The 512-nt window shown below is 35.7% G+C and carries 1 protein-coding gene; it reads right to left on the bottom strand.

Annotation, left to right across the window (positions count from 1 at the left end):
- Positions 1-512, bottom strand: a 512-nt coding sequence (locus GMD4S_RS10335; RefSeq protein ID WP_000485703.1) for an AI-2E family transporter, incomplete at both ends; no start/stop codon positions are given.

The following is a 512-nucleotide window of genomic DNA, read 5'->3' as shown; positions in this document are numbered from 1 at the left end:
AAATTTGCGATTCCAGAGAAAATAGCAAAAACTAGGGCGTACTTTAATCCGATAACGCTATAGCCAATATAGGCTAAACATCCAATAATAACCGCATCAATCGCAATTCCACTGATATAACGGGCTATAGTTGTATTGAGATTGGTTAAAAGGCTAGAAAGATTCAATTTGTCATGTTTTAAGATGGTACGTTCCAACATTGGTAGCAACTTATGACCATCCAACAAGAAATAAATCAAGAATACAGGGGTCATAATGAGAATCAGAACCGTACTAAACAAAGCTGAAAGAACGCTTCCTAAACTGTTGCTGACGCTATTTAGGATATTCTGGAGGATATCCACATAGGAGAGATTCAGTTGTTGAATAGTTTGTTGAATATCAATATTTTGGAAGACTGGATTCATGGACAAATCAATGATCAAATCTTGTAGTCTACTATAGATGTTTTGACTAGAAATAATCAAGCTGGTCAACTGATTAATCAAAATCGGCAAGAGATAAACGACCCC

This window comes from Streptococcus sp. GMD4S, from assembly GCF_000296955.1.
The sequence above is the reverse complement of the archived record's forward strand: the minus strand, read 5'-3'. Positions and strand labels throughout refer to the sequence as shown.